Below are 6,465 nucleotides of genomic sequence, written 5' to 3' on the forward strand. Positions count from 1 at the left end.
TAACATAATAATGCTATTTACAAACATTTTAACGTTTGCAAAAGCATTTTTTTGAGGTGTTATTTGCTGAGAAAAATTCATTTTTCGTTTTTCATTCTTCTTTTTTACTCGAAGAATGCAAGTACAAAAGTAAAGGCTTATATTTTTAAGAACAAATATTTAAGATTTAGATTGACATATTCCTATTTAAGAATTGCAAACAAATGGTATTTCAATAAGGTTTTTCAACAAGGTATTTGAAAAAACCTTATCTCCGAACAATAAACCCAACACAACGTATAAAAAAATAACCACAGCATAAATCTGTGGTTATTTTTTTAAATGATAATATCGTTTTCTTTATTCTTCGATTTTTCTGGAACTTTGCTTCAACGACTTTTTATCCTTCACAACTTCAGCTTTCACCGTGTTGTTTTCACTATCCAGTTTCATAAGAATTGTATCTCCTGGCTTAGCATCACCTGCAAGAATGACATCGGCCAACTCATCCTCCATATAACGCTGAATAGCACGTTTCAACGGACGGGCACCAAATTGTACATCATATCCTTTCTCGGCGATAAATTCTTTTGCATCGGGGGCAAGTTCCAGATTATAACCCATTTCAGTTACCCTACTGAACAAGCCTTTCAGTTCCAAATCTATAATTGAGAAGATAGATTCTTTACTCAATTGGTCGAACATGATTATATCATCCACGCGGTTGATAAACTCGGGCGAAAATGTTCTTTGCAACGCTTTCTGTATCACACCACGCGAATACTCCGAATTCAGGTTCGTATCTGTGCCCGAATTGTATCCGATTCCTTGTCCGAAATCTTTCAACTGACGGGTTCCTACGTTCGACGTCATAATGATAATCGTATTCTTAAAGTCGATACGGCGTCCCAAACTATCAGTCAAGCGTCCTTCGTCCATCACTTGCAATAGCAGGTTAAACACATCGGGGTGAGCCTTTTCTATCTCATCAAACAACACAATAGAATAAGGTTTACGGCGTACGCGCTCGGTCAACTGTCCGCCTTCTTCATATCCCACATATCCCGGAGGCGCACCAATAAGACGCGACACGCTGAATTTTTCCATGTATTCGCTCATATCCACCCTTATCAGCGCATCCTGACTATCGAACATAAATTCGGCCAATGCTTTTGCCAAATGGGTTTTACCTACCCCTGTAGGCCCAAGGAATATGAACGAGCCTATCGGTTTATTCGGGTCTTTCAGACCGATACGGTTACGTTGTATTGCTTTTACTATTTTTTCAACCGCTTCGTTTTGTCCTATCACTTTGCCTGTCAGCACTTCTTTCATCTGACGAAGTTTCAACCCTTCTGCCTGTGCAATACGCTGCACGGGAATGCCCGACATCATAGCAACAACCTCGGCTACCTGCTCCTCATCTACTGTTTCGGGATTTTGTTGAGATTCTTCTTCCCAACGTCGGATAGCATCTTCCAACGCATATTGTGTTTGCTTTTCCTGGTCGCGTATAGGCCCAGCCAGTTCATATTTCTGGTCGGCAAGTACTTTCATTTTTTCGCCACGCAATTCTTCTATCCTTTTTTCAAGTGCCTCTATCTCGGCAGGAACAGCAACGGTACTGATGTGTACACGCGAGCCGGCTTCGTCCAAAGCATCAATCGCCTTATCAGGGAAAGCACGGTCGGTAATATAACGGTCGGTCAGCCTTACACATGCTTCAATAGCCTCGGGCGTATAGCGGACATTATGATGATATTCGTAACGGTCTTGTATATTTTGAAGTATTTCTAAAGTTTCCTCAGCCGTTGTCGGGTCTACCATTACTTTTTGGAAACGGCGTTCCAACGCACCATCTTTTTCTATACTCTGACGGTATTCGTCCAATGTAGTAGCTCCAATACATTGTATTTCACCCCGCGCCAACGCAGGCTTCAACATATTGGCAGCATCCAACGAGCCTGGTGCACCTCCTGCACCTACTATGGTATGTATCTCGTCAATAAACAAGATTACATTTGGGGTTTTCTGTAGCTCATTCAATATAGCTTTGATGCGTTCCTCAAATTGTCCGCGATACTTTGTGCCTGCCACAATGGATGCCATATCCAGAGAAACAACACGCTTATCGAACAACACACGCGAAACACGGCGTTGGATAATCCTTAAAGCAAGCCCTTCTACAATAGCAGACTTCCCTACCCCCGGGTCGCCAATTAATACCGGATTATTTTTCTTACGGCGGCTCAATATCTGTGCAAGGCGTTCAATTTCTTTCTCGCGTCCTACAATCGGATCGAGACGGTTCTCCATAGCCGCTTTGGTTATGTCTGTGCCGAATGAATCAAGTGCGGGAGTATCGCTTTGTTTTGCTGCTCCTGAGCCAGCCGAATGGCGCTGTTGGTAGCGCGCACCTATTTCTTCATCGTCTTCGTCTTCCGGAAAATCGGCTCCCATCTGGATATCAAGAGATTCGCCTCCTTGCAAATAGTTTTTTGCCTGTTCGTAAGACACATGTTCCGACTCCAAAACATCTACAGCCAGATTATTCTTTTCTTTAAGAATAGCCAACAATAAATGTTCGGTATCAGCAGTATCTGACGACATCGAACGGGTTTCCAACTCCATCAGTTTTTTAATTCGCTCTGTACTTTTCAGCACAGGTATATTTTCGCCTGTAGGCTCGCGGTCGGTACGTATCTGGCTTTCGATAGCTTGTTTTATTTTTTGTATATTTACTTGCGAATAGTTCAATATATCGATGGCCTTTCCTGTACCATTGCGTAAGATAGCCAACAGCAAATGCTCAGGCCCTACATAGTTGTTCCCAAGTCGTTCTGCTTCCTGTGTGCTGTATGACAACACATCTTGCAACTGTTCAGAATAGTTCATAGTCATTTTATTTTTCTCCTTTTCGTTATTTACAAAGATAAATTATTTATAGTTTTGGTCTATAATTTTGTCTGTCGTTATTGTTTATATTAAATACTGCCATATCGGCAGACTAAGTGTTTTTTCAAATGAAACTTTATTTCCGGTTCAACTCTTAATCTTTAATCTCAGTATTGTCTGTATTGTTTTACACAAAAATAATACCGAAAATAAATCAGCTCCGTTGGCAGCAATATTGGCATAAGCAGCCACATCAATTAGCTTGTATTTTTTGCCACATAGGTTTATTTAGTTCACACATAGGGACACATAGTTTATAAGTGACTCCTACTTTTGTTCGGCGTAGCATCTTGCTACGTCGCTAATAAAAACAAAGCTCCTGCTTTGTAAAACTACCAAACGTAGGCAAATAATGTATTTTAGTCAGATCTTACTTCCTTTTGCCTTGATGCAAAAGGAACAAAAAATCAAGACTGTGCCCGCTTCGCACGGAAAACTTGCGTTTGAGAGCTAAAATCCTCAAACTCGCTTCGCTCAGACAGTGAGTATTTCTTAACGCTCTCTGCACTTGTTTTCCGGCTCACCGGACAAGGTCAAAAAGAGTGTTGAGGAAAAAATTCCTTGTAATACTACTTACTACCAGCTATTAACTACTTATGTGTGTTCTATGTGAGCAAAAAGCGACACCTAATTAATCTCTTTATATTCACAAGCATTCATAAACAGGATATCGCCAATATCCTGAAATCCCATAAAGAACTTTTCGGGGTCACGTTTAATTATCTCATCCCTGAAGCCGATAAGGGTCAATCCGGCATGTTTGGAGTATGCTGTTATTGTTTCTTGTATAGTCTTACCTTCGGCAATAGTAACAATTTCGATATTTGCCATTGTGACAGGTAGCCTCCGTTCTTCGAAACGCTCTTGCAGTTCCTTCCTCAGATTTTCCGCCTCTTTGTTTTTAGTAGTGACAAACATTTTAATCTGGCTTTTACTCCAGTCCGGATGCGAGGATATAATATACCCCAACAGAATCATCAGGTTAGTATTATCATCGTCGTTTGCCCTTATCCATACATGAATCCCATTACGTGTACGCAGCGGATAGGTAGAACCCGCAAAAATACAAACATCAAAATTTCCCGCCTTTGTCAACTTCACATTATCTATAATACGCAACAACTCTTCCTTATTGCCCTTATCATATTCAAATACAATCATATTATTCTCCATACCCGAAATAGAAGGAGCCTGGATAACCTGTGCAATGGCCGAGGTATAGGACGGAGAAATCATGGTGTCGATATACAGCGCGCTTCCGTTGGTACGCTGACCATCAACAAGTTGTTGGAGTATTTCGCGGGACTCTGCCACCGTTTGTTTACCATAATATCCCTCGATATAATGAAAATATGTACCAAAACCGTGTTGGTAACTTATCCAGTTCATCAAATCAATAACTTTATCCCTTTCGAAAGAATTTGGCGAAATACATATAGCCGAAGGACGCCATTCCTCGTTCTCAGCAGCAGTTTGTTGTTTCTGCATAAAAACCCGAATACGGCGGTTGAGCTGAAAAAGCGCTCCCTCGAAAATATCGACCAGCCCTTTTTCATTTTTATTATAATGCTCTATCACAATATACAGGATAATAATAATTATATAGGCTACCAATGTATAAAGCGCGTTTATCATAAACATAACCCACACCGACAATACAAAGCCCGCAAGAGAAATGTACCATTTTGATTTGAAACGGGGACGGTAAGACGGCGAAGATCCAAAATGATTTAAAAATGAAATAAGGCATAATGTGCCGTACGATATAAGGAAAAACATGGAAATAATCTCGGCTACCATGTCGATGCTTCCCATCATCACAAACAGAAGGGCAATAAGGAACGAAATAAAAGTGGCATTCACAGGCTCGCTATTATCACCTTTTCCTTTGGCAAGAAACTTATTGAATCGCCCTAACGGAAAGCTCTCGTCGCGTGCTATAGCCTGTAAAGTGCGCGGAGCCACAAGGATAGAGCCTAAGGCCGACGAGAAAGTGGCTGCTGCCAGCCCAATGGGTACAATTATATTTCCGAAAACAGCAATGCGCGACATAACAAGCTGGTCGGACAATAAATCGGCCTGCGAAGCAGAAACCGAAAGTTTCCATATAACCAGCGTATATATAACAAATCCGGATATGGTTGCCCCTAAAGTGCCTAAAGGAATAGACTTTGCCGGATTTCGAAGGTCGCCGCTCAGCCCTACGCCTGCTGTCATCCCCGTAAAAGCGGGGAAACAAATAGCAAAAACAAGAAAAAATTTATCGCTGTTGAAAAAGCCAAAATTTTCGGAAACCGACCACACTAATTCTTCGCCCGACTCAATGGGCTTTCCTATAAAGAATAAAAACAAGGATGCAAACAGCAGAAATGCAACTATATAAAGCATCTTCATACCCGACCCCACGCCTTTGATAAGAATAACCAGCGCAAGAAAAATAAGAGAGGGTATACTAATCACCTGTCGGGGAAGCTCATAGCCAAAATGACCCGCCCACCAATTAAAAAAAGGAGTAAAAGCCTCGGTAAAAGCTATAATATAGAAGGCGACACTGATGGCCTGAGAGAAAAAAAGCGCGACACCAATAGTAGAGCCAATCTTGAGCCCAAACGAACGCGAAATGATAAAATACTCTCCTCCTCCTTCCACCCTCTTATTGGTAGCAATTTCAGATATTGCAAGGGCTGTAGGTATGGTTATTAAGTGCCCGATAACTATAATAGCAAAAGTACCCCAAAAGCCCAATGTACCTACCGCAAACCCGAAGCGCAGAAAAAGAACAGCCCCTAAAATGGTAGAAATTGCGGTAAAATAAACGGACATTGTGCCTAAGCCCGATTTTTTCTCTTTCAAAACAGTCTGACTCATAAATACTCAATTTTATCTGAAACGTTTTAAGCGTACAAAAAGTTAGAATCGTATCTGTTTTTTATTTTTCAGAAATCAAAAACTATCACCTAAAACCAAGGAATAAAGGTAAGTACAAAATAACAAAAACAACCCTTTTTTCTAAAAAAATCTTCTTAACAAATCCTGGTTTTTCAGGATTTGTTAAGAAGATACAGACAAGCACTTCCGGCAATAGGAATGGGGCTGTCTCAAAAGTCTTTTTTAAACGCAGATTACGCAAATTTCATTTTTTGTAACTTGCTCTATTCCTACAAAATAATATTTGCGTAAATTTATGTTTATCTGCGTAATTTCTTGGCAAGCCAAGCGAACAAGTTCGAGCGGCGTTCTCTTTCCTTTTGGAACACTCTCATTGTTCTATTTTTTTAAATTATACCTATCTACGTAAAATTGTTTTTGTTCCTCATCCAACGAATTCATAAACCCCTTCCACCCGGGACAGAAATTAATATGCCACCGCCAAAAACGGCCTACCAGCGATTTTGGATTTTTATCGTATTTTGCCCTGATTGGGCAATTTTCACAGTTGTGTGATGCCATAAGATAATGTTGTTTATATTTTAAGATTTAGTACATGACAAAAAACTGAATAGCAATCAGTAATTTGCTGACATTAAATGA

At 40.4% G+C, this 6,465-nt stretch carries 2 protein-coding genes; both read right to left on the reverse strand.

The window, feature by feature from the left end:
* Nucleotides 1-339: 339 nt before the first annotated feature.
* The gene (locus D0T49_RS12440) at nt 340-2,880 is read right to left on the reverse strand and encodes an ATP-dependent Clp protease ATP-binding subunit (protein ID WP_163632130.1); all 2,541 of its coding nucleotides are present in this window, start codon (nt 2,878-2,880) and stop codon (nt 340-342) included.
* A gap of 681 nt (nt 2,881-3,561) precedes the next feature.
* Nucleotides 3,562-5,802, reverse strand: coding sequence for an amino acid permease (locus tag D0T49_RS12445; RefSeq protein ID WP_163632133.1), 2,241 nt, complete (start codon nt 5,800-5,802; stop codon nt 3,562-3,564).
* Between the last annotated feature and the right edge of the window lie 663 nt (nt 5,803-6,465).

The organism is Paludibacter sp. 221 (assembly GCF_010501035.1).
Taxonomy (GTDB): domain Bacteria; phylum Bacteroidota; class Bacteroidia; order Bacteroidales; family Paludibacteraceae; genus QVMH01.